Origin of the sequence: Mesorhizobium sp. M0140 (assembly GCF_040322475.1) — a bacterium.
GTDB lineage: Bacteria > Pseudomonadota > Alphaproteobacteria > Rhizobiales > Rhizobiaceae > Mesorhizobium.
This window is the reverse complement of record NZ_JAMYTM010000004.1, coordinates 92,140-111,567: the sequence shown is the minus strand read 5'-3', so window position 1 is coordinate 111,567 and position 19,428 is coordinate 92,140. Positions and strand designations below refer to the sequence as shown.

General features: G+C 60.7%; 24 protein-coding genes. 18 read left to right on the top strand and 6 right to left on the bottom strand.

Translation table 11 applies throughout. The features are described from left to right. Positions 1–18 precede the first annotated feature (18 nt). Together NKJ37_RS05925 and gph are read left to right on the top strand one after the other, a co-directional pair. Complete coding sequence (locus NKJ37_RS05925) at positions 19–576, top strand: thioredoxin family protein (protein ID WP_023810397.1); 558 nt, start codon at positions 19–21, stop codon at positions 574–576. Further along, the gene (gene gph / locus NKJ37_RS05920; RefSeq protein WP_023810396.1) at positions 573–1,274 is read left to right on the top strand and encodes a phosphoglycolate phosphatase; all 702 of its coding nucleotides are present in this window, start codon (positions 573–575) and stop codon (positions 1,272–1,274) included. Before NKJ37_RS05925 ends, gph begins: the two co-directional genes overlap by 4 nt. 47 nt (positions 1,275–1,321) lie before the next feature. Here the strand turns inward: gph and NKJ37_RS05915 are convergent, their stop codons facing one another. Further along, positions 1,322–1,702 (bottom strand): c-type cytochrome, encoded by a 381-nt coding sequence (locus tag NKJ37_RS05915; protein WP_024504374.1) that lies wholly within the window; start codon positions 1,700–1,702, stop codon positions 1,322–1,324. 363 nt (positions 1,703–2,065) lie between these two features. Here NKJ37_RS05915 and NKJ37_RS05910 point away from each other — a divergent pair, with 363 nt between their 5' ends. The 6 genes from NKJ37_RS05910 to NKJ37_RS05885 all read left to right on the top strand — a co-directional run bounded on the left by NKJ37_RS05910 (position 2,066) and on the right by NKJ37_RS05885 (position 6,813). Beyond that, complete coding sequence (locus NKJ37_RS05910; protein WP_023810394.1) at positions 2,066–2,275, top strand: hypothetical protein; 210 nt, start codon at positions 2,066–2,068, stop codon at positions 2,273–2,275. A 33-nt stretch (positions 2,276–2,308) separates the two neighbouring features. Beyond that, complete coding sequence (locus NKJ37_RS05905; RefSeq protein WP_352773173.1) at positions 2,309–3,295, top strand: ABC transporter substrate-binding protein; 987 nt, start codon at positions 2,309–2,311, stop codon at positions 3,293–3,295. Then, entirely contained in the window at positions 3,292–4,116 is an 825-nt protein-coding gene (locus NKJ37_RS05900; protein ID WP_352773170.1) for an ABC transporter permease, read from the top strand. The genes NKJ37_RS05905 and NKJ37_RS05900 overlap by 4 nt, the downstream gene beginning before the upstream one ends. Continuing rightward, positions 4,085–4,825 carry an ABC transporter ATP-binding protein gene (locus NKJ37_RS05895; protein WP_023810391.1) on the top strand — a complete coding sequence of 247 codons (741 nt, stop codon included), beginning with the start codon at positions 4,085–4,087 and terminating at the stop codon, positions 4,823–4,825. The genes NKJ37_RS05900 and NKJ37_RS05895 overlap by 32 nt, the downstream gene beginning before the upstream one ends. 34 nt (positions 4,826–4,859) lie before the next feature. Further along, positions 4,860–5,831 carry a quinoprotein relay system zinc metallohydrolase 2 gene (locus NKJ37_RS05890; protein ID WP_352773168.1) on the top strand — a complete coding sequence of 324 codons (972 nt, stop codon included), beginning with the start codon at positions 4,860–4,862 and terminating at the stop codon, positions 5,829–5,831. A gap of 118 nt (positions 5,832–5,949) precedes the next feature. After that, positions 5,950–6,813, top strand: coding sequence for a quinoprotein dehydrogenase-associated SoxYZ-like carrier (locus NKJ37_RS05885; RefSeq protein ID WP_023810389.1), 864 nt, complete (start codon positions 5,950–5,952; stop codon positions 6,811–6,813). A 127-nt stretch (positions 6,814–6,940) separates the two neighbouring features. On the opposite strand, the gene NKJ37_RS05880 is transcribed toward NKJ37_RS05885, so the two are convergent. Beyond that, positions 6,941–7,294 carry a hypothetical protein gene (locus NKJ37_RS05880; protein WP_023810388.1) on the bottom strand — a complete coding sequence of 118 codons (354 nt, stop codon included), beginning with the start codon at positions 7,292–7,294 and terminating at the stop codon, positions 6,941–6,943. 684 nt (positions 7,295–7,978) lie between these two features. On the opposite strand from NKJ37_RS05880, the gene NKJ37_RS05875 reads away from it, so the two are divergent. The 9 genes from NKJ37_RS05875 to pqqE all read left to right on the top strand — a co-directional run bounded on the left by NKJ37_RS05875 (position 7,979) and on the right by pqqE (position 15,526). After that, positions 7,979–9,880: a methanol/ethanol family PQQ-dependent dehydrogenase gene (locus tag NKJ37_RS05875; RefSeq protein WP_127293373.1), complete on the top strand. Its 1,902-nt coding sequence runs from the start codon at positions 7,979–7,981 to the stop codon at positions 9,878–9,880. A 179-nt stretch (positions 9,881–10,059) separates the two neighbouring features. Continuing rightward, positions 10,060–10,584, top strand: coding sequence for a c-type cytochrome, methanol metabolism-related (locus NKJ37_RS05870; protein ID WP_352773165.1), 525 nt, complete (start codon positions 10,060–10,062; stop codon positions 10,582–10,584). Beyond that, positions 10,556–11,449 carry a quinoprotein dehydrogenase-associated putative ABC transporter substrate-binding protein gene (locus tag NKJ37_RS05865; protein WP_352552676.1) on the top strand — a complete coding sequence of 298 codons (894 nt, stop codon included), beginning with the start codon at positions 10,556–10,558 and terminating at the stop codon, positions 11,447–11,449. Before NKJ37_RS05870 ends, NKJ37_RS05865 begins: the two co-directional genes overlap by 29 nt. Beyond that, complete coding sequence (locus tag NKJ37_RS05860) at positions 11,446–12,006, top strand: PQQ-dependent catabolism-associated CXXCW motif protein (protein ID WP_352720321.1); 561 nt, start codon at positions 11,446–11,448, stop codon at positions 12,004–12,006. The genes NKJ37_RS05865 and NKJ37_RS05860 overlap by 4 nt, the downstream gene beginning before the upstream one ends. A 166-nt stretch (positions 12,007–12,172) precedes the next feature. Beyond that, positions 12,173–12,268 (top strand): coenzyme PQQ biosynthesis protein A, encoded by a 96-nt coding sequence (locus NKJ37_RS31980; RefSeq protein ID WP_013532074.1) that lies wholly within the window; start codon positions 12,173–12,175, stop codon positions 12,266–12,268. A 153-nt stretch (positions 12,269–12,421) separates the two neighbouring features. Next, on the top strand, positions 12,422–13,360 hold the full coding sequence (gene pqqB, locus NKJ37_RS05855) for a pyrroloquinoline quinone biosynthesis protein PqqB (protein WP_352773162.1): 939 nt from the start codon (positions 12,422–12,424) through the stop codon (positions 13,358–13,360). Continuing rightward, complete coding sequence (gene pqqC / locus NKJ37_RS05850; protein WP_023810381.1) at positions 13,357–14,115, top strand: pyrroloquinoline-quinone synthase PqqC; 759 nt, start codon at positions 13,357–13,359, stop codon at positions 14,113–14,115. The genes pqqB and pqqC overlap by 4 nt, the downstream gene beginning before the upstream one ends. Beyond that, on the top strand, positions 14,112–14,408 hold the full coding sequence (gene pqqD / locus NKJ37_RS05845) for a pyrroloquinoline quinone biosynthesis peptide chaperone PqqD (RefSeq protein WP_023810380.1): 297 nt from the start codon (positions 14,112–14,114) through the stop codon (positions 14,406–14,408). The genes pqqC and pqqD overlap by 4 nt, the downstream gene beginning before the upstream one ends. Beyond that, on the top strand, positions 14,405–15,526 hold the full coding sequence (pqqE, locus tag NKJ37_RS05840) for a pyrroloquinoline quinone biosynthesis protein PqqE (protein WP_023810379.1): 1,122 nt from the start codon (positions 14,405–14,407) through the stop codon (positions 15,524–15,526). Before pqqD ends, pqqE begins: the two co-directional genes overlap by 4 nt. Before the next feature lie 6 nt (positions 15,527–15,532). Here the strand turns inward: pqqE and NKJ37_RS05835 are convergent, their stop codons facing one another. From NKJ37_RS05835 to NKJ37_RS05825, 3 genes are all read right to left on the bottom strand, one after another. After that, on the bottom strand, positions 15,533–16,498 hold the full coding sequence (locus NKJ37_RS05835) for a DUF3592 domain-containing protein (protein WP_352610592.1): 966 nt from the start codon (positions 16,496–16,498) through the stop codon (positions 15,533–15,535). 117 nt (positions 16,499–16,615) lie between these two features. Continuing rightward, positions 16,616–17,224 (bottom strand): class I SAM-dependent DNA methyltransferase, encoded by a 609-nt coding sequence (locus tag NKJ37_RS05830; RefSeq protein ID WP_023810377.1) that lies wholly within the window; start codon positions 17,222–17,224, stop codon positions 16,616–16,618. Positions 17,225–17,378: 154 nt separating this feature from the next. Continuing rightward, entirely contained in the window at positions 17,379–18,380 is a 1,002-nt protein-coding gene (locus NKJ37_RS05825) for a glycoside hydrolase family 25 protein (RefSeq protein WP_502895807.1), read from the bottom strand. Here NKJ37_RS05825 and NKJ37_RS05820 point away from each other — a divergent pair. Beyond that, on the top strand, positions 18,268–18,543 hold the full coding sequence (locus NKJ37_RS05820; RefSeq protein WP_245490376.1) for a hypothetical protein: 276 nt from the start codon (positions 18,268–18,270) through the stop codon (positions 18,541–18,543). The genes NKJ37_RS05825 and NKJ37_RS05820 overlap by 113 nt on opposite strands. Positions 18,544–18,615: 72 nt before the next feature. Here the strand turns inward: NKJ37_RS05820 and NKJ37_RS05815 are convergent, their stop codons facing one another. Further along, positions 18,616–19,392, bottom strand: a complete 777-nt coding sequence (locus tag NKJ37_RS05815; protein WP_023810375.1) for a phosphodiester glycosidase family protein — start codon at positions 19,390–19,392, stop codon at positions 18,616–18,618. Between the last annotated feature and the right edge of the window lie 36 nt (positions 19,393–19,428).

Genomic DNA, 19,428 nt, shown 5'->3' with positions numbered 1-19,428 from the left:
ATTCCATCGGAGGCAAGCATGGCGGCCGTCCCCCCTGTCTGCGATTTCGGCTGGCGCGCCATCGATGCCGTTTTGCCTGACGTCGACGGCAGGTCGCATTCGATCTTCAGCCAGGCCGGCCCGAACGGCCTGGTCGTGGCCTTCATCTGCAATCACTGCCCTTATGTGAAGGCGGTGATTTCACGTATCGTGCGCGATGCCAACGACCTCAAGGCCGAAGGTATCGGCTTTGTCGCGATCAACTCAAACGATGCCGATGCCTACCCGGAGGATTCCTTCGACCAAATGAAGCTATTCGCCACGACGAGCGGCTTCAGCTTCCCTTACCTGCACGACCAGCACCAAACTGTGGCGCGCGATTACGCAGCCGTGTGCACTCCCGATTTCTTCGGGTTCAACAGCGAGTTGGGACTGCAATATCGCGGTCGGCTGGACGCCTCGCGACGAGAAGCCGGAGCGCCCGGGCTGAGACGCGATCTGTTCGAGGCGATGAAGCAGGTTGCCCGAACCGGCGACGGGCCGCTGGACCAGATCGCCTCGATCGGCTGCTCGATCAAGTGGAAGGATGCCGCATGAACGTCGGCGCAGGTAGGCCGCTTCGATCGCCGAAGGCGATCCTGTTCGACCTCGACGGCACGCTGGTCGACTCGGCGCCGGACATAGCGGCCGCAGTCAACGAATTGCTGGCCAGCCGCGATCTGCCGCCGCTGCGCCTGGATCAGGTCACGGCCATGATCGGCGGCGGCGTCAGGAAATTGATCGAGCGAGCCTTCGCGGCGTCGGGAGCGCCACTGCTCGGTAACGCTCTCGATGAGGCCAACCGCGTCATGGCGCCTATCTACCGCCGGCATCTGACCGGCCTGACAAGGCTGATGCCTGGCGTCAGGGAGGCTCTCACCCACTTTCATTTGGGCGGAGTAAGCATGGGGGTGGTAACCAACAAACCGCAGTTGGCGACCCGCGAAATCCTGCTTCATTTCGGATTGACGGAATATTTCGGCGCAATCGTTGGCGGAGACGCGGTGACATTCCTGAAACCGGCGCCCGATGCCCTGCTGCTGGCGTTGGCACAGCTTGGGGTCGACGCCGGTGACGCGCTGCTGGTCGGAGACAGTGGCGCTGACCTGGGCGCCGCACGCGCCGCCGGCATGCCCGTCATTCTGTTGCGCGGCGGCTACAGCCACATTCCGGTGGAAGAGCTTGGCGCCGACCTTGTTTGCGACAGCCTTTTCGATCTGCCTTCGGCAATGCAGAGGCTGCAAGCCGATGCGTGATCGAGGCGTCCGCCGGCCGAACGCAAATTCGAACGGCCGGCTGCGCTCTATTTCGAGAATTGCTTCAGATAGGCAATGACATTGGCGATGTCTTCGTCCTGCTTGAGGCCGACAAACGCCATCTTTGTTCCTTTGACCATGGCCTTGGGATCGTGAAGGTAAGTCTTCAGCGTGGGTTCATCCCATTTGACGCCGGACTTGCCTGCCGCGACCATCGCCTGAGAATAGCTGAACCCCGGGTGCGTGCCGGCCGTTCGGCCGATGACGCCGTTCAACGACGGGCCGACCTTGTTCTTGTCCTGGTCGGCGACATGGCAGACCTTGCATTTGGCGAAGACCTTCTCACCCGCCGCCGCATCCTGTGCCTGGGATTGGCTCGCGATGAAGGGCACAACGGACATGACTGCGAAAAATGCGATTGCGCGCATGGCATTTCCTCATTGATCGTCTGGGTGCCCTGGACGATTTGCGCATGCCGATCCTTTGATCCGTCGGCATGCGCCTTACGCGGTGGTGTGGAATATCCGCTTCTCCCGTGGAGCCGCGCCGCGTGATTCAGAAGCTAATTGGCATGTTGTGAAAGTCAATCGTACAAAGGTTTAGAGGCCTGGGTGCTCAACAGACCTGTCCATTCGTCTTTGTTGACGGCTATCGGGCGAGCGCGTAGCTTGACCCCATTCCGGTTTCTCCATTGGCACCTCGGGAAATCCGGCAAGCGGTGATTTTGTCCTCGCTCCTGGTTGGGCTGAGCTCGCCGAGATGGGCGTTTGGGAACGCGCAAGAGGTGCTGGATGGACATGGTCGATCTCATATTGACGGTTTGCCTCAGCGCCAATCCGAGCAATTGCCGAGACGAGCATCTCTATTTCGAGAGCCGCGGCACTCTGTTCCAATGCATGATCCTTGCCCCCAGCGAAATCGCGAAATGGTCTCAAGAACACCCAACCCTCAAGGTCATGCGCTGGAAATGCGCATTTCCGAACAAGGAACGAGCCATCTGATTTGGCAGCGCGGAACCCTGGGGAGGAGGTGTCATGATGGTTTCACGGCGCATGACGCTGCGTCTGGCGGTTCTCGGGACAGCCGCTGTTCTTGCTACCAGGCCGGGCGTTGCGGCAGCCAGGATTCGCCTCGGTGTGCTGAAGTTTGGAACCGTGAGTTGGGAACTCGATACGCTAAGGCAGCACAAATTCGATGCCGCCAACGGGATCGGTCTGGAGATCATCGACTTCGCCGGCGAGGATGCAACCAACGTCGCGATGCTGGCTGGCGCGATCGACATGATCGTCTCCGACTGGCTGTGGGTCTCGCGCCAGCGCTCCGAAGGCGGCGACCTCACATTGACCCCCTATTCGACCGCCGTGGGCGCGATCATGGTGAAAGAGGATTCGCCGATCCGGACGGTCGCCGATCTCAAGGACAAGAAAATCGGCGTCGCCGGCGGCCCGCTCGACAAGAGTTGGCTGCTTATACAAGCGCTGACCAGACGCGATCTCGGCGTCGACCTGTCGGCAGCCAGCGACATCGTCTTTGGCGCGCCGCCGCTGATTTCGGAAAAGGCGATACAGGGCGAGCTCGATGCGGTGCTGAATTTCTGGCATTTTTGCGCCCGTCTCGAGGCCAATGGCTTCCGTCGACTGATCGGCGTGAACGACGCGGCAAAGGCGCTCGGGGCTCTGGGACCCGTGTCGGCCCTCGGTTACGTCTTCCATGACCAATGGGCAAACCAGAACCCGGATGCCGTTAGGGGTTTCGTGAGGGCGTCCGCGCAAGCCAAGGACTTGCTGGCCAGATCCGATGATGAATGGCTGCGCCTGGCGCCGATCATTCACGCGGAAGGCAAGGAACTGGAAAAACTGCGCGATCGCTACCGCCAGGGCATTCCCAGCCGGTCGATCGCCGACGAAGCGGCCGACGCCGGCAGGCTATACCATGTGCTTGCGGCGATCGGCGGCGCGAAGCTTGTCGGCAGCGCGCCGGAAATGGCGCCCGGCACGTTCTGGCAGGAACCCGAGAAATGACCGCATTGGGAACCGACGGCACGCGTGATGCCCCGCCGACCATGTCCGGCCGACGCAGTCTGGCGACGGCACTCATGCCCGCGCTGACCGTAGCGGTCTCCCTGCTCGGGCTCTGCCTGCTGTGGAACCTTGCGGCAAGTGTCTGGCCGAGCCGTGCCTTTCCAGGACCTGGGCAGGTCTGGCAGGTGCTTCTCAGGGAGGCTGCGAGCGGCGACCTTTTTTACCATCTCGGCGTGACCCTCGGTCGGGTCGCCGCGGCATATATCGTCGCAATGATCATCGGATCCGTCATCGGCGTTTTGCTCGGCAGCCATCGTCGCGTCGACCGTTTTTTCAACCCGTGGGTGATCCTGTTCCTCAACATCCCGGCGCTGGTGGTCATCGTCCTCGGCTATATCTGGTTCGGCCTCAACGAGGTGGCGGCGATCGGCGCGGTGGCGGTGAACAAGATCCCGAATGTCGTGGTGACGATGCGCGAAGGCGCCAGGGCGCTTGATCCGAGTTACGCCGAAATGGCCACCGTCTATCGCTTCGGCCGCCTTGAACGCATCCGCCATATCCTGCTGCCGCAATTGCAGCCCTATCTTGCCGCCGCATCGCGATCCGGCATCGCCCTCATCTGGAAGATCGTCCTGGTCGTCGAGTTGCTCGGCCGCTCGAACGGTGTCGGCTTCCAGATCCATCTCTATTTCCAGCTCTTCGATGTCGCCGCCATTCTTGCCTACACGCTGGCTTTCGTGGCGGTGATGCTTGTCATTGAACTTCTCCTGGTGCAGCCCGTTGAACGACATGCAACCCGTTGGCGCCGTCGTCCCGCTTAAGGTCGACATCGCCGAAAAGACCTTCAGGTCCGCGCGAGGCGTCTCGATCACGGCGCTTCAGGACCTTTCCTTCGAGGTCCGGCAAGGCGAATTCGCCTGCTTGCTGGGACCGTCGGGCTGCGGCAAAACCACGACGCTGCGTATCCTGCTTGGCTTGGACAAAGACTTTTCCGGCTCCTTCCAGTTGCCGCAAGGAGGTTCGAACCGCATCGCCGCCGTATTCCAGGAACCGACCCTGCTGCCGTGGCGAACGGTGGAGCAGAATGTCAGGCTGGCGTTGCCGAAAAGCTTGAGAGCGAAAAATCTCGACAGGCTGTTCGACACGCTCGGCCTCGCCGGCATGCGCTCGCTCTATCCTGCCGAACTGTCGCTCGGCCTTGCGCGCAGGGCAGCACTTGCCAGGGCTTTCGCCACCGAGCCGGCGGTGCTTTTCCTGGACGAACCCTTTGTCTCGCTCGACGAACAGACCGCCGAGCGGCTTCGGCATCTGCTTTTGACCGTGTGGTCGGCACGGCCAACGACCGCCTTGATGGTGACGCACAATCTACGCGAGGCACTGATGCTGTCGGACCGCATCATCGTGCTCGCGCCGCGGCCAACCCATGTGCTCGGCGTGTTCGACGTACGGCTGCCACGGCAACATCGCAATTCGCAGGTGATGAGCGACCTTCTGCGGTCGTTCCATCATAGATTTCCGGACGTCACCTGATTGCCAGCAGGCGAAATGCATATCGGAGGCCTTCATGTCGGTTGATCGGCTAAGACGCAGGCTTGTGAGTGGCTTCGCCTGCACCGCCGCCAGCGCCGCCTTGCTGCCATGCTGCCTCGGACGAGCCGTTCTGGCCGCAGGTGGCAGTTCTCGGTTCTCGGTCAGACAAATCGCCGACGGCGTCTTCGCCTTCCAGGGCGCGGATGAGTTGATGACCGCCGCCAACGACGGTGCGATCTGCAATCTGGGCGCCGTCATCGGCACCGATGCGGTTGCCGTCATCGACAGCGGTGGCAGCCTGATCGAGGCGCACGCCTTTCTCGCCGCGATCGGAAAGCTGACAGCAAAGCCGGTTCGCTTCCTGGTCAACACCCACATGCATCCCGACCATATCTTCGGCAATGCGGCATTCCGGAAGATCGGCGCGACCATCGTCGGTCACCGCAATCTGCCGCGTGCCCTTGAGGCGCGTGGCGCGTTCTATCTGCACAACTATCGCGAACAGCTTGGCGAGGCGCTGATGGAGGGGATCGAGATCGTGTCGCCGACCATGCTGGTCGACGATCGCCTGCAACTCGACCTCGGCGGGCGCATGATCGAACTGCGGGCATGGAAGGCGGCGCACACCGACAACGACCTGACCGTGTTCGATCCCGCGACCAGAACGCTCTTTGCCGGCGATCTCGTGTTTATGGGCTCCTTGCCGACGCTCGACGGATCACTGCTTGGATGGCTCCGCCAGATGGATGCGCTCACCGCGATCGACGCCGCGCGCGTCGTTCCAGGTCATGGTCCTGTAACGGCCGACTGGCCACAGGCGCTGGCGGGGGAGCGACGCTATTTCGAGGTTCTGGCGCGCGATATCCGCAAGGCGATCGCCGACGGAACGCCGCTGCGCGAAGCAGTCAAAACCGCTGGCGAAAGCGAACGGGATAATTGGCACCTGTTCGACGACTACAACGAGCGCAACGCAACGGCCGCATTTGCCGAACTCGAATGGGAATAGACGACACCGACATGCGCCAGGCAGCTGTAAGGCACGGCGATTTGCCAAGGCGTCGCCAAAGGCTTATCCTCAACGCCAGCCTGGGCACCACCTCTCTTGCATTGGTGGAGGCATCGAAATGCAAAATCACGCTTACTCGAGCCGGCAGCTCGCTTTGCCGCTCGCATTCGTTTTCGTCGCGATCATCTTGGCCATCGGCACGCTGCTCGGCTCCTCGGGAACCGCCAGCGCACAGCAAACAACCGCGTCCTCGGATAGGATCTGGCAGGATTTGAAGGGCGACGTGTTCGGCGATCGGGCAATTCTGGTCGATACCGGCGTCGTCAGGATCGAAGCGCCGAAGCGGGCGCAGGATGCCGCCATCGTGCCCGTCGACATCTATCTCGATCCAGCCAAGGCCCCGGACGGCATCAAATCCGTTACCTTGATCATCGATGCCAACCCTGCACCGGTGGCGGCAACGTTCCAGCTCGGCAAGGATGCCGGCGTGACGCATCTGTCGACGCGCGTGCGCGTCAACGACTATTCCTATCTGCGTGCCATCGCTGAGACGCAGGGCGGCCAACTCCATATGGCGCAGACCTTCGTCAAGGCGTCAGGCGGATGCTCCGCCCCTGCGGTCAAGAACCAGGACGAGGCCAACGCGACGATGGGTCAGATGAAGCTGCGCCAGTTCCCGCCCAAAGAGACGATGACCAAGACCGAGGAACTGCAGTTGATGATCCGGCACCCTAACAATTCGGGGCTGCAGCGGGATCCGCTGACCCAGTATTTCATACCGGCGCATTTTGTCCAGAAACTGTCGATCTCCCAAGCCGGCCAGCCGATCCTCTCCATGGAAGGTGGAATATCGATTTCGGAAGACCCCAATTTCCGATTTGATTTCACCGTGCACGGCAACGGCGAAATCCAGGTTGAAGCGATCGATACGGATGGCAAGACATTTCGCAATCAGTGGCCGCTGGAGACAGCGGGACTCTGAAGTCTCGATATCCTGTGCCGGACTGCCGGGTGCTTGCCAGCTTGACCCCGAAAGTGGAGCTTGTTTCGGGAAGGTACTGTCCAGACAAAGGATGGAACTCCATCCGGCTTGCGGATTTGAGCAGGTTCTAAAAGCAGCGCACGTCGGCTTCCGACTGCGCGCGCTTCAATTCGGTACGGGCTGCCTTCGCCGGTGCGCTCTCGCGAAACAGCCCCGCGTTTTCCCCTGTGGTCAAAGACATGCTCTTGAAAGTCTCGGCTCTCTCATAGTGGTCGTAGGGAAGGATCGAGGCGATGACGTCGATCGAGCAGGAACAGCTTTCCAGCGCCTGACGTGTCTGGCCGTTCGTCTGCATGCAGCCGAGCACGTAATCGGCAATCGTTGCTGTCGGGTAATCTCCCGCGGCGCCCGCCGGGTTTGCGAAGGCCAGCGGCGCGGCAAGGAGCAGCGGCAAAGTCGAAAATCCAACATATCTGATCACGGGAAAACCTCCGGTTGGCCTGGGCGTGATGCGCCCAGTCGGGATCACCGTGGCAGTTGGCAACGTGCCGCAGAGTCAGTCAAGCGCCCATGGCTTCCGTATACGACCAAAGGAGGAATGCGGTGCTGGTCGACGGTGGTTCCGCATGGGGCCCCCATGGCCCGCTCCAAGCTCCAACTCCAACGATCATCTCATGCTTGGCTCACTATCGTTTCCCAACGGGCACGTACATGGCCATGCCGAGACATCGAAGTGAATACCTCCAAATAAAATCCACGCTTAGGTGAAATGTAAAACTCAGAAAATAATCAAATTTTATCCGGCCCACCGTTATTTCTCAATCAGGAATACTTCATCTAACAAATACTACCCCACTTATTTCCTTATATTGCGCCGCAGCATTTACGATATTGCGGTGCAAAAAACACCCAGGCTTTTTTGCTTGCCTAGCGTTTTGCGATGACATAGCCTCACCCTGTTTCCGGCTTCAAGGGCGTCACCGTCATTAGGGAGCGGCGACAGTCTTTCGTAGGCCAAGGTGAGGTGGGCAGTAACGGTGCCCTCTGCACATCTGGCTTAGGTCGTGACACGCTGCCGGAAATATTTCCCCCCCGTGAATCGCTTGGGCAAGCCCTTGTGGGCTCAGCAAATGATTCATCACTATGAACCTCGGGAGGAATTCGGATGCGTGTACTTACGAAAGCTACCTATATTCTAACCACTGCGGCGTTTCTGTCGCTCGGCGCGGCCTTTACGGCGTCGGCTAACGAGGACCTTGCAAAGCTGGCTTCGGATTCGAAGAACTGGGCAATGCAGACGGGTGACTACGCCAACACCCGCTATTCCAAACTCAACCAGATTACTGCGGACAATGTGAAGAACCTGCAGGTCAAGTGGACCTTTTCCACCGGCGTGCTACGAGGCCACGAGGGTGGACCGCTTATCATCGGCGATGTGATGTATGTTCACACGCCTTTCCCGAACAATGTCTTTGCGCTCGATCTCAAGAATGACGGAAAGATCCTCTGGAAATACGAACCCAAGCAGGATCCCAACGTCATTCCGATCATGTGTTGCGATACGGTCAATCGCGGCGTTGCCTATGGTGACGGCAAGATCATTCTCAATCAGGCCGACACCACGGTCGTCGCCCTCGACGCGAAGACCGGCAAGGTCGTCTGGTCGGTCAAGAACGGCGACCAGACCGATGGCGGCAAAGGCGAATCCGGTACGGCTGCCCCCGTCGTCGTCAAGGACAAGGTGCTCATCGGCGTATCCGGCGCCGAATTCGGCGTTCGCGGCTGGCTGGCCGCCTACAATCTGAAAGATGGCAAACTCGCCTGGAAAGCCTATTCGGAAGGTCCGGACGCGGACACCCTGCTCGATCCCGAGAAGACCACGCATCTCGGCAAGCCGGTGGGCAAGGATTCCGGCACGAATACCTGGGAAGGCGAGCAGTGGAAGACAGGCGGCGGCACGACATGGGGATGGTATTCCTATGATCCCAAGCTGAACCTGGTCTACTATGGCACCGGCAATCCCTCGACGTGGAACCCGGTACAACGCCCCGGCGACAATCGTTGGTCGATGACGATCATGGCCCGCGATGCGGATACGGGTGTTGCCAAATGGCTCTACCAGATGACCCCGCATGACGAATGGGACTATGACGGCATCAACGAGATGATCCTCGTCGATGGCATGGAGGTCAACGGCGCCAAGCACGACGTGCTGGTCCATTTCGATCGCAATGGTTTCGCCTACACCATGGATCGCGCCACCGGCGACCTTCTCGTCGCCAAGAAATACGATCCGGCCGTGAACTGGGCGACGGAAGTCGTCATGGACCCCAAGAGCGAACAATATGGTCGCCCGCAGGTCGTGGCGAAATATTCGACCCAGCAGAACGGCGAAGACACCAACTCGACGGGCATCTGCCCGGCGGCGCTTGGAACGAAGGACCAGCAGCCGGCGGCCTATTCGCCGAAGACCGGGCTGTTCTATGTCCCGACCAACCATGTCTGCATGGACTATGAGCCTTACAAGGTGAGCTACACCGCCGGTCAGCCTTATGTTGGCGCCACCGTGTCGATGTATCCCGCACCTGGCGGCGACGGCAACATGGGCAACTTCATTGCCTGGGATGCGGCCAAGGGTGAGATCGTCTGGTCGAAGCCCGAGCAGTTCTCGGTGTGGTCGGGTGCGTTGGCGACAGATGGCGACGTCGTCTTCTACGGTACACTCGAAGGCTACATCAAGGCGGTCGATAAGGACGGCAAGGAACTCTACAAGTTCAAGACCCCGTCCGGCATCATCGGCAACATCACGACCTACGAGCAGGGCGGCAAGCAGTACATCGCCGTTCTGTCCGGCGTCGGTGGCTGGGCAGGTATCGGCCTGGCAGGCGGCCTGCTTTCGCCTGATAACGCCGCTGCCTGGCATGGCGCCGTCGATCAGGGCCGTGCCCAAGGCGACGAGGCCGCGGTCGTTGGCACCGCTGGTCTTGGTGCCGTCGGCGGCTACGCGGCACTTGCCGACTACACGACGCTGGGCGGTCAGCTCACCGTCTTCGGTCTCCCGGATTGATGCGCCGGGAACCTTGAGCACGCCTCGGGTCTTGTGAGACCAAAGGCTTGAAGAACGAGAGCCCGGATCATCCGGAAGCCATGTCCGGGCTCTCGATTCGGTTACGCACCCAAAAACACCGATCAAGGCCGGTCGCGACAGCAAAACCGTGTCCATTGGCAAATGAAGGAAGCGTTTGAATGTCCGTTCGCATTGTAATTTCGGCTTTGGTCCTGGCTCTGCTGCCTCTGGCAAGCTCAGGCGTCGCCCAGGCCGACGACAGCATGGAAAAAGCCAAGGCGGTAAAGGAAGAAGGCGGCAAGTATTTGGATGCGGATGGAAATCCGACCTACAAGATCGAAAACGGAACCGTCGATTGGTACACGTTCAGCGGCTACCGCCGGTATCACTCCGATTGCCATGTCTGCCACGGACAGGACGCGACAGGTTCGAGCTATGCGCCGGCTTTGGTCAACAGCCTGAAAACCATGGATTACGCCACATTCCTCTCGATCGTCGCCGAAGGCCGCAAGAATGTCGGCGGCGGCAAGGAAAACGTCATGCCTGCCTTTGGCGACAACAAGAATGTCTATTGCTACATGGACGACCTCTACATCTACCTGCGCGCGCGCGCGGATGGCGCGGCCCCCCGCGGACGGCCGCCCAAGCACGAAGACAAGGCCCAGGCGGCGAAGGATGCCGAAGCATCCTGCATGGGTGGATGACATGATTGGCCGCGATGCATTGAAGCTGCGCGTCGTTCTGCCGATCCTCGGCACACTCGCCTTGCTGCCGTCGAACGCGCATGCGCAAAGCGCCGGCCTTGGCGCGGCGGGAGAACTGGTCGATCCCGACATTCTGCGCGTCTGCGCCGATCCCTCGAATATGCCCTTCACCGACAAGAGCGGCGAAGGCTTCGAAAACAAGCTGGCCGAGCTGGTTGCCGCGAAAACCGGGCGCAAGTCCGTCTCCTACACCTGGTTTCCCACGATCACCGGCTTCGTGCGCAATACGTTGGGGGCCAACCGATGCGACATCATCATGGGCTATGCCCAAGGCGATGAGCTGGTGCAGAACACCAACGCCTACTATCGCTCCGCCTATGTGCTGGTGCATCCAAAAAGCCACGATATGGAAGGTGTGGAAACGATCGAGGATCCCAGACTCATGGGCAAGACGATCGGCGTGGTTGAAAGCACGCCGCCAACCGCCAACATGGCCGCCAACAAGCTTCTGCGGACCGCCAAGATCTATCCGCTTGCGGTGGATACGCGCGTCACCCCATCCATGGGAGAGGTCATGATCAAGGACATGCTGGCACACAAGATCGATGCGGCGGTGCTGTGGGGACCGATGGCAGGTTACTATGCAAGGGAACTCGGAGCTGATGTGACGATCGTTCCACTGGTGAAGGAAAAAACCGGCTCGCGCATGTCTTACCGCATCACCATGGGCGTACGTCCGTCCGACCAGGAATGGAAGCGGACGCTCAACCGGGTGATCAGGGAAAACCAGGCGGAGATCACCAGGATCCTGCTGAGCTATAACGTGCCGCTGATCGACGAACACGACAACCTGATTACCCAATGAATGGAAGGGAGACTATTTTCTTGCTGGTCGCCGCGAGCCTTCTGGGTCTGACCGAGCCGACATGGGCTGGCGATGTCGTCGAACCCAGCGGTTTCCGGATGGACGACTATCGGGCGCCGGTGCCGCGGACGCTGCAAGGCGCGAGGGTGGTGACGACGGTGGAAGCGGAAGCGCTGTGGCGAGCGAAAAAGGCGATCTTCTTCGACGTGATGCCGGACACGCCCAAACCGACCAATTTGCCGGCAGGAACCATATGGAGGGACAAGGTCAGAAAGGACATTCCAGGCAGCATATGGCTGGCCAATGTGGGATACGGCGCTATTTCGCAGGAGACCGCCAGCTATTTTCGCCGAGGCCTCACGGCCAAGGCCGGGACGGACAAGTCGCGCGCGATTCTGTTCTACTGCATGACGAATTGCTGGATGTCGTGGAATGCGGCGAAACGCGCCGTCGAGTGGGGCTACAGTTCAGTAATCTGGTATCCGCTTGGCGCTGATGGGTGGGAAGATGCAAACCTGCCACTGGAGGAGAAAAAACCCTACGCCACGACCAATTGAAGTAAGGACTGCAATTATTCTCGATAGTTTGTTTTCAATTTTTCAAAACCTATTGTTTCATTTGTCCATTTTAAGACTTGATGGACGAGCCATTGCGTCGGTGCCCTGCAATGGTTGGCTAACGACAGGATCGGTCCCTTCGGGCTGGTATAAGAGGAGAAATGTCATGAAGAAGAACTGGAAAAAACCGACCATGTGTCAGGTTGCCGCTGGCTTCGAAATTTCACGGTATCTGCCTGCTGAAATTACTCCCAAGAAGTAGGCCGCAGAGGTGCGCGTCCCTGGCGACAGGGGCGCGCATCCCCTCGCCGCATGGGATTTTCGTGAAAGATTTTGACGCACGCAAAGCGCGCGAAGCGTTTTTTGTGACTGCAAATTGCCTGCAGGTCAGAGAAGCCGGCGCGCGGGCATTTTCATGCATTTGAGGATCATCGGATCGGCGGCAGGCGGCGGCTTTCCGCAATGGAACTGCAACTACCGTCTGAGTCGTGCGGCTCGCACCGGCATGGCCGGCGTGCATTCACGAACCCAGTCAAGTGTCGCCGCCTCTGCGGACGGGTTCGGCTGGGTTCTTTTCAATGCCTCGCCCGACATTCGCCAGCAAATCGCTGCAACACCTGAATTGCAGCCTGCGGGCGATGCGCCGCTGCGCTCGACGCCTATTCGCGCGGTGGTGCTGACCAATGCCGATGTCGATCATATCGCCGGACTGCTCAGCCTGCGCGAACGGCAGCCTTTCGCCATCTATGCAACGGCGCAGGTTCTGGCGACGCTGGAGGCGAATTCGATTTTCAACGTTCTCGATCCAGCGCTTGTGCCGCGGCGCATCCTGCCGCCGACGAAAGAATTGGCCATCTGCGATGCAGAAAGCCGCGAGACCGGCGTAATGATCGAGCCCTTTCCGGTGCCCGGGAAGATAGCACTCTATCTGGAGGATAGAGACCATCCGGATGCCAATTTCAGCTCCGACGCAGGTGATACGATCGGAGTCCGAATCGCCGGCATCGGCAGCCGCGGCTCCGTCTTCTATATTCCGGGCTGCGCGCGCATCGATGCGCGCTTACGCGCGCGTCTCGCCGATGCCGCCTGTCTTTTGTTCGACGGCACGGTGTATACCGACGAGGAGATGATCGTCGCCGGCGTCGGTCAGAAAACCGGCGCGCGCATGGGGCATCTGGCGATCTCGGGAGAATTGGGTTCGATCGCCGGCTTGGCCGATGTGAAGGTTAGCCGCCGTGTGTTCGTCCACATCAACAACACCAATCCCATCCTTGACGAGAATTCCGCCGAGCACGCGGCGGTCAAGGCGGCAGGCTGGGAAATCGCAAGCGACGGTATGGAGATGGAATTTTGAGCGACTTCCGCGATGCAGCCAAAGGCGGACTCTCCACGAGCGCTCTCGAAGCCGTATTGAGGCAGGTTGGCGCCGAGCGCTATCACAATCGCCATCCCTTTCACCACAGGATGACCAGCGGCGCGTTGTCAAAGGCCGAGATGAAGGCCTGGGCGCTGAACCGCTATTGCTATCAGGCGGTCATCCCGCGCAAGGATGCCATGATCCTCGTGCATGCCGAGGATCCGGCGTTTCGCGCCGCTTGGCGCAAGCGGATCGAGGATCATGACGGCGAGGACGGCTGGAGCGGCGGCATCGCGCGCTGGCTGCATCTGGCAACTTCGCTCGGCCTGGACGCCGAGGCCGTGAAGAGCGAAAGGCTGGCGCTGCCGGCGACGCGCTTCGCGGTGGGCGCTTACCTTTCCTTTTGTACAAACCGGACGCTGTTCGAGGCGGTCGCGTCGTCGCTGACCGAGATGTTCTCGCCACTCATCATCGGTGAGCGGGTGCCGGCAATGCTGGCCAAATACGACTACATCACCGAGGATACGCTGGCCTATTTCAGGCAAAGGCCCGAACAAGCCTCGCGTGACGCCGGCTTCGCCCTCGCCTACGTGCTCAGCCATGCCGATACGGCGGAGCGCCAGCAGCAGGCAATCGATGCACTGGTGTTCAAATGCGATATACTCTGGGCCATGCTTGATGCGCTTCAACACGCTTATGGCGAGCAGGGCAGCATACCGCCTGGCGCCTTCCAGCCCGAGGCAGCCCAATGATGGCGCTGCGCGAAAGAGCCGTGGTGTCGTTGCGATCGGTGCCTTCGCTGCCGAAGCACGCGCGCATACAGTACGATTCCGTGCGGCAGGCATTCGCCGTACTGTCACCGGAAAAGATATTCTGGCCGAACGATATCAGTCTCGACATATTGCGCCGCTGCGATGGACGGTCCACGGTCGGCGACATCATTGCCGGCCTTGCCGCGGATTACGAGGCCGAGCAGGAGGCCGTGGCGACTGACGTCATCGCCTTCCTGCAGGAATGGTCGGATAAGCTGCTGGTGAGGCTATGAGCACGCCCCTCCTCCCGCCAATCGGCATGCTGGCGGAACTGACGCATCGCTGCCCGCTGCAATGTCCTTATTGCTCCAATCCGCTCGAACTGCTGAAGGCCAATCGCGAACTCGACACAGAGACCTGGCTCGCTCTGTTCTCGGAGGCCGCCGATCTCGGAGTGCTCCAGGTGCATCTGTCCGGCGGCGAGCCGACACTGCGCCGCGACCTCGAGCAATTGATCGCCGGGCTTGCGGGGCGCGGCGTCTACACCAATCTGATTACCGCGGGCGTTGGCATCGTCGAGGGCCGTATCGAGGCATTTGCCGAAGCCGGTCTCGACCATCTGCAACTGAGCTTTCAAGGCGCGCGGCCGGCGACCACCGATCGCATCGGCAACCACAAGGGCGCCCACGAAAAGAAGCTGGAGACGGCACGCCGCGCGCGCGCTGCCGGTCTGCCTCTTACCATCAACGCACCGATCCATCGCCATAACATCGAGGAAGTGCCGGAATTCATCGATCTCGCCCTTTCGCTGGGCGCGGAGAGGCTTGAGATCGCCAATGTGCAGTATGCCGGCTGGGCGTTGACCAATCGCGATCAACTGATGCCCGAGCGTGAAGCGGTCGACAGGCAGGCGGAGATCGTCGCGGAGGCACAGGAGCGGTTGGCCGGCATCATCAACATCGATTTTGTGACGCCGGACTATTTTGCGATCTATCCCAAGCCGTGCATGGGCGGCTGGGCGCGTGACGCCTTCATGGTGACGCCTGACGGCACCGTACTGCCCTGTCATGCCGCACAGACGATCCCGTCTCTCAGCTTCGAGCGTTTCGAACCACGCAGGCTGTCCTCGATCTGGGCCGATTCACCGGGGTTCAATGCCTTTCGCGGCACGGACTGGATGCAGGAACCCTGTCGCGGCTGTGAGCGGCGCGAGATCGACTGGGGCGGCTGCCGCTGCCAGGCGATGGCGATCGCCGGCGATGCCGCTGCAACGGACCCGGCTTGCGCGAAATCGCCGATCCATGCTCGCATGGCAATGCTGGTCGACGAAGCCAAGCGCATTGCCACAGCCCCTTCGAGAGAAGAACCATTCGTCTACCGGCGGATCGGCGCCATGACCGAATCCGCCTGACCAGTGTCATACCAGCCCGAGCAGAAAGGCGGCGCCGCCGAGAAAGCCTGCCGAGCAGATCCATAGCAGCCCAAGCCCCCGGACCCGGCATTCGAGCACCGCTGAGCCGGGGTTGACGGGGTCATAGTGAACGTCGACCTTGCTACCTTCGACATATTGCCGTGCCTGGCCGCCGACGAGGCCGGGCAGCGAGGCGGTCACGGTGGCGCCGAAGGTCACACGATCGGCGCTGTAGCGCTGGCCGGCGACGCCATAGGAGTAGACGATGCGGGATTTGGAGACGGTGCGCCAGCGGCCATAGCCTGAATGGTTTCGGAGCGCCTGCAGACCTGAAGTGTCGATGCGGCCAGCGACGATCGGCCATTTTGCCGCCTGCTCGGCTAACGCTTTCTGGGCGAAACCCATGCTCAGGATGAACAAGCCCATAAAAAGCAGCAACGCCGCGGCACCGAGATTCTGCGGCTTGGGCAAATGCGGCCCAATCGCTTCCAGAACACCGCCGACGGAAAACACCAGCACAACCGCCCCGATCACCAATCCTGCCGAAAGTTGGACCATGAACTTGAAGGCGCCGTCCGGCAGTGTGCGCTCGATCACCGCTTTGCTCGGATCGGCCGGATTGTAGAAGACAGTCACCTCCGCGCCGCGGGGAAACTGGGCAAGGGTTTCAGCGACTTCGAAATTCCCCAAATTCTCCTTCACGCTGTAGCGCGAGCTTTGAAATTTCTTGCCGCCGACCTTGTATTCGAAGGTGATCGCCGGAAAATTGCGCATTTCGGTGGTATCGCTGCTGTCCGAGCCAACGCCCGAGTTTCTCACTTCACGTGCCTCGACGCGCGAGGAAATGATCTTTCCCGGGGCCGGCAACCAGCGGCTGAGCGCTTTCACCTCTCGCCATTTCATGAAGGTGATGAACGACAGCGCGCCCGCGACCACGCAGGCAAAGCCGACAAGCATGATCTTGAGTTCCAACTCGTCTCCCCCAGGAGTGCAGGAACTTCACATAGACAGCAAGGCTGCGGCAATGTCTTGCTTATTCGCGAAATCTGAAAAGGCTGAGCAGCGCAAACAGCGACAGCGTTCGGCGGGTCATGCAGGCTTGACGGCCAGGAACGTGTTCCATTCTTCGCTATTGCGGCCGACGTTGAAATCCTCCCTGATGAGGACGAGCCCGGCGCCTTCGAGACGGGCCGCGAAGTCGTCCCTGCGCCAGTAGACCATGTGATATTCGCCTGATGTCTCGCCGTCGCCATTGCGCATCGAGACGAGGAAGGCGCCGCCCGGCCGCAGCGACCCGGCTATCTTGGCAAGTACCTGGTCGGTCTCGTCGCGAGGCACATGGATGAGGACGCAGAGGGCCAGGACTGCGTCGTAGGGGCCGCCGAGATCATCGGTGATGAGATCGAGCAACTCGCCATGCTTGCCACGCGCGGCCTGCAGTTCCAGAAACCGCTTGGTTGCGTCGGTGCGCCGGACTTTGACACCCAAAGTCTCCAGAAAATCCGCGTCATATCCGGCTCCGGACCCGACTTCCAAAATCCGGCCGCCTGTGCCAGCGATTGCCACCAGGCGCTTCAGCGATGCCTGCTCCCTCTCGTTGGGAACATGGCGCACGGTGGCATCATATTGTTCGGCATAATCCTCGTAGGCGCTGATCGTTTGACGGCTCTGCGCCAGAGCCTCCGATGACACACCCATCTTTTCCTCCCATGCGTCCATGTCGGTCAAAGAGCCGGACACTTTCCTCAGCGAATGCTGCCGGCGGAAGCGTGTCCATCGAGCAGTCCGATATCGCGCTTGCCCAGACCGCGGGCATCAGGCAGAGCGAAGCGCGCCGGGACTGACGACTGTCTCAGTTGGCGTCGGCTACCGTCTGCCGGCCGCCGGCCCAGGCGCGCCATTGCCGTTCGTCGCCATGGAAGACATTGAGGTCTATACGGCCGGTGACGCCGTGCGACAGGCCGGAGCCGGAATACTGCCAGAAGAGCCATTTGCGGCCGGGATAGACCTTTGACGGATGCTGGGCCACGGCACGCAGCCAGAACGGATAGTCGAGGAATTCGCCCCTGAGATTGTCGCGGTAGAAATCGGGCGCGGTGTAGATGATGGGACGCTGGCCGTAATGGCGCTCCAGCTTGTCCATGAACACCTGCATCTTTTCCAGCACCTTTTCGCGCGACGGCCGGCGCTTGCAGCTGGACTCGCCGTTCCACTCGACGTCTATCACCGGCGGCAGTGCGCCTTCGACCCTGGGCACGTTGCGGATGAACCAGTCCGCCTGCTCGCCGGCCGTGCGGCACCAGTAGAAGAAATGATAGGCGCCGCGCTTCAAGCCGGCGGCGTCGGCGTTGCGCCAGTTTTTCATGAACATCGGATCGAGGTGGTCGCCACCGTCGGTCGCCTTGATGTAGGCGAAGTTGGCGCCCTGGGCGCGCAGCTTGTCCCAATTCACGTTGCCTTGCCAACGCGAGACGTCGACGCCGTGCACTGCAAGGCGGCGAGGCGAAGCCTTGCCGAAATTGATAGGCTTGGCATCACGAAAACCGTAACGGGTGAGCGGCCCGGCAAGCATGGCCGGTGCCGCGCGGGTCAACAGCTTGGGCGGCGACACCAAGGCTGCCGGCTCGACCGGCAACCCGCCGACATCAGGCACTTGGGGATCAGGCACATCAGGTGCGGCAAACACCCCCGTCTCTTCCTCCTCCGCCAAACCAAACGGGCGCCTCGGACCGTTGTCAGACATGGGGGCCAATTCGGCCCTTGCCGCCCTGTTGCCCCTTGCCGCCGGAGCAGCGGCGATCGGTGCCGGCGGCCGAATCACGGAACTGGTGGTCTCGTTGGACGGTTTCTGCAAATCCAGCGCGTCGACGCCGGCCGTTGAAGAGCAGCCGGCAAGGCATAGCGATGCGATCAAAAAACTCACGACGCCCGGAATCCGCATCTGGACCTGTACTCAAAACACAACAGACCGAGGGCAAAACGACAGCCGACGGACAAACCGGATCAGTTATGAATGAGAAATTACCAATAAAGTTTGAATCAATTTTTTTCGCCCATACCGCGTGTGGGTAAGCGCGGTGGAAAACCGGCTAGGATTTCCTGAAAACGCCGATCATCGGCCCGAGATTCCAGTAGTCGTCTTTGCGGCCGATGGCAGGCGCAAACAAGCTTGATATCGTGCCGTCGAGGAACAGCGCGTTGTCGCAGCCAAGCGCGTCGCGGAAAAGCCGGGCGAAGGCATGGAAGGTCACTGTGCCGTTCGAAATCGCAAAGACCGCGACGCCGTCCTTTCGCACCCCGACACCGTCGCGGGTTTTCCGCGAAGTGCCGTCAGCCTGGAATTTTGGATGCAGCTTGCCGTCGATCACCAGCATCGGCCCCGATTGCGTCGCATAGTCGACGGTCGGGCGCCTTTTCACGAATTCCCGAGTGGCACGAACCGCGGCCTTGCCGTCGCGCAGGTAGAAAATGCCGTTCGGCTGCAGGGAAAAATTGCCGCTTCCCGATCCCGTTTTCACCGAGGCCATCTCCTGGCCACGCTCGACATAGAGGCCGACCGGCGCGAGGTTAGGGTGATACATGCCGGCATTGATGCCGAACACCATCGTGCGCCCGATCGCCTGTTGCGCGGCATGCAGATTGTGCAGCGACTGAAACGGCTTGCCCGCCGCATCCTTCCAGAACAGCTCGAGCTGGTATCGTTTCGGATCGACCTCGCAAACGAGATAGCTGGTCGCCTCGAAGGTGAAGTCCCGGCATGGCGGCAGTGAAGCGGCCCACTGGCCAAATGCCGCCACCGACGGCAGTGCGCCCTTGGCCAACGCCAGCAGCAACGGCAGTGATTGCAGGAGGGTCAAAAAATCCATGTGCGTACCGGAATCGAAGTTCGAGGTCCGGTACGG

Excerpts from the sequence above, each read along its gene's own strand:
- NKJ37_RS05925 (WP_023810397.1), top strand. The coding sequence starts at position 19 with ATGGCGGCCGTCCCCCCTGTCTGCGATTTCGGCTGGCGCGCCATCGAT.
- gph (WP_023810396.1), top strand. The coding sequence starts at position 573 with ATGAACGTCGGCGCAGGTAGGCCGCTTCGATCGCCGAAGGCGATCCTG.
- NKJ37_RS05915 (WP_024504374.1), bottom strand. The coding sequence starts at position 1,702 with ATGCGCGCAATCGCATTTTTCGCAGTCATGTCCGTTGTGCCCTTCATC.
- NKJ37_RS05910 (WP_023810394.1), top strand. The coding sequence starts at position 2,066 with ATGGACATGGTCGATCTCATATTGACGGTTTGCCTCAGCGCCAATCCG.
- NKJ37_RS05905 (WP_352773173.1), top strand. The coding sequence starts at position 2,309 with ATGATGGTTTCACGGCGCATGACGCTGCGTCTGGCGGTTCTCGGGACA.
- NKJ37_RS05900 (WP_352773170.1), top strand. The coding sequence starts at position 3,292 with ATGACCGCATTGGGAACCGACGGCACGCGTGATGCCCCGCCGACCATG.
- NKJ37_RS05895 (WP_023810391.1), top strand. The coding sequence starts at position 4,085 with ATGCAACCCGTTGGCGCCGTCGTCCCGCTTAAGGTCGACATCGCCGAA.
- NKJ37_RS05890 (WP_352773168.1), top strand. The coding sequence starts at position 4,860 with ATGTCGGTTGATCGGCTAAGACGCAGGCTTGTGAGTGGCTTCGCCTGC.
- NKJ37_RS05885 (WP_023810389.1), top strand. The coding sequence starts at position 5,950 with ATGCAAAATCACGCTTACTCGAGCCGGCAGCTCGCTTTGCCGCTCGCA.
- NKJ37_RS05875 (WP_127293373.1), top strand. The coding sequence starts at position 7,979 with ATGCGTGTACTTACGAAAGCTACCTATATTCTAACCACTGCGGCGTTT.
- NKJ37_RS05870 (WP_352773165.1), top strand. The coding sequence starts at position 10,060 with ATGTCCGTTCGCATTGTAATTTCGGCTTTGGTCCTGGCTCTGCTGCCT.
- NKJ37_RS05865 (WP_352552676.1), top strand. The coding sequence starts at position 10,556 with ATGCCGAAGCATCCTGCATGGGTGGATGACATGATTGGCCGCGATGCA.
- NKJ37_RS05860 (WP_352720321.1), top strand. The coding sequence starts at position 11,446 with ATGAATGGAAGGGAGACTATTTTCTTGCTGGTCGCCGCGAGCCTTCTG.
- NKJ37_RS31980 (WP_013532074.1), top strand. The coding sequence starts at position 12,173 with ATGAAGAAGAACTGGAAAAAACCGACCATGTGTCAGGTTGCCGCTGGC.
- pqqB (WP_352773162.1), top strand. The coding sequence starts at position 12,422 with ATGCATTTGAGGATCATCGGATCGGCGGCAGGCGGCGGCTTTCCGCAA.
- pqqD (WP_023810380.1), top strand. The coding sequence starts at position 14,112 with ATGATGGCGCTGCGCGAAAGAGCCGTGGTGTCGTTGCGATCGGTGCCT.
- pqqE (WP_023810379.1), top strand. The coding sequence starts at position 14,405 with ATGAGCACGCCCCTCCTCCCGCCAATCGGCATGCTGGCGGAACTGACG.
- NKJ37_RS05830 (WP_023810377.1), bottom strand. The coding sequence starts at position 17,224 with ATGGGTGTGTCATCGGAGGCTCTGGCGCAGAGCCGTCAAACGATCAGC.
- NKJ37_RS05820 (WP_245490376.1), top strand. The coding sequence starts at position 18,268 with ATGGGGGCCAATTCGGCCCTTGCCGCCCTGTTGCCCCTTGCCGCCGGA.
- NKJ37_RS05815 (WP_023810375.1), bottom strand. The coding sequence starts at position 19,392 with ATGGATTTTTTGACCCTCCTGCAATCACTGCCGTTGCTGCTGGCGTTG.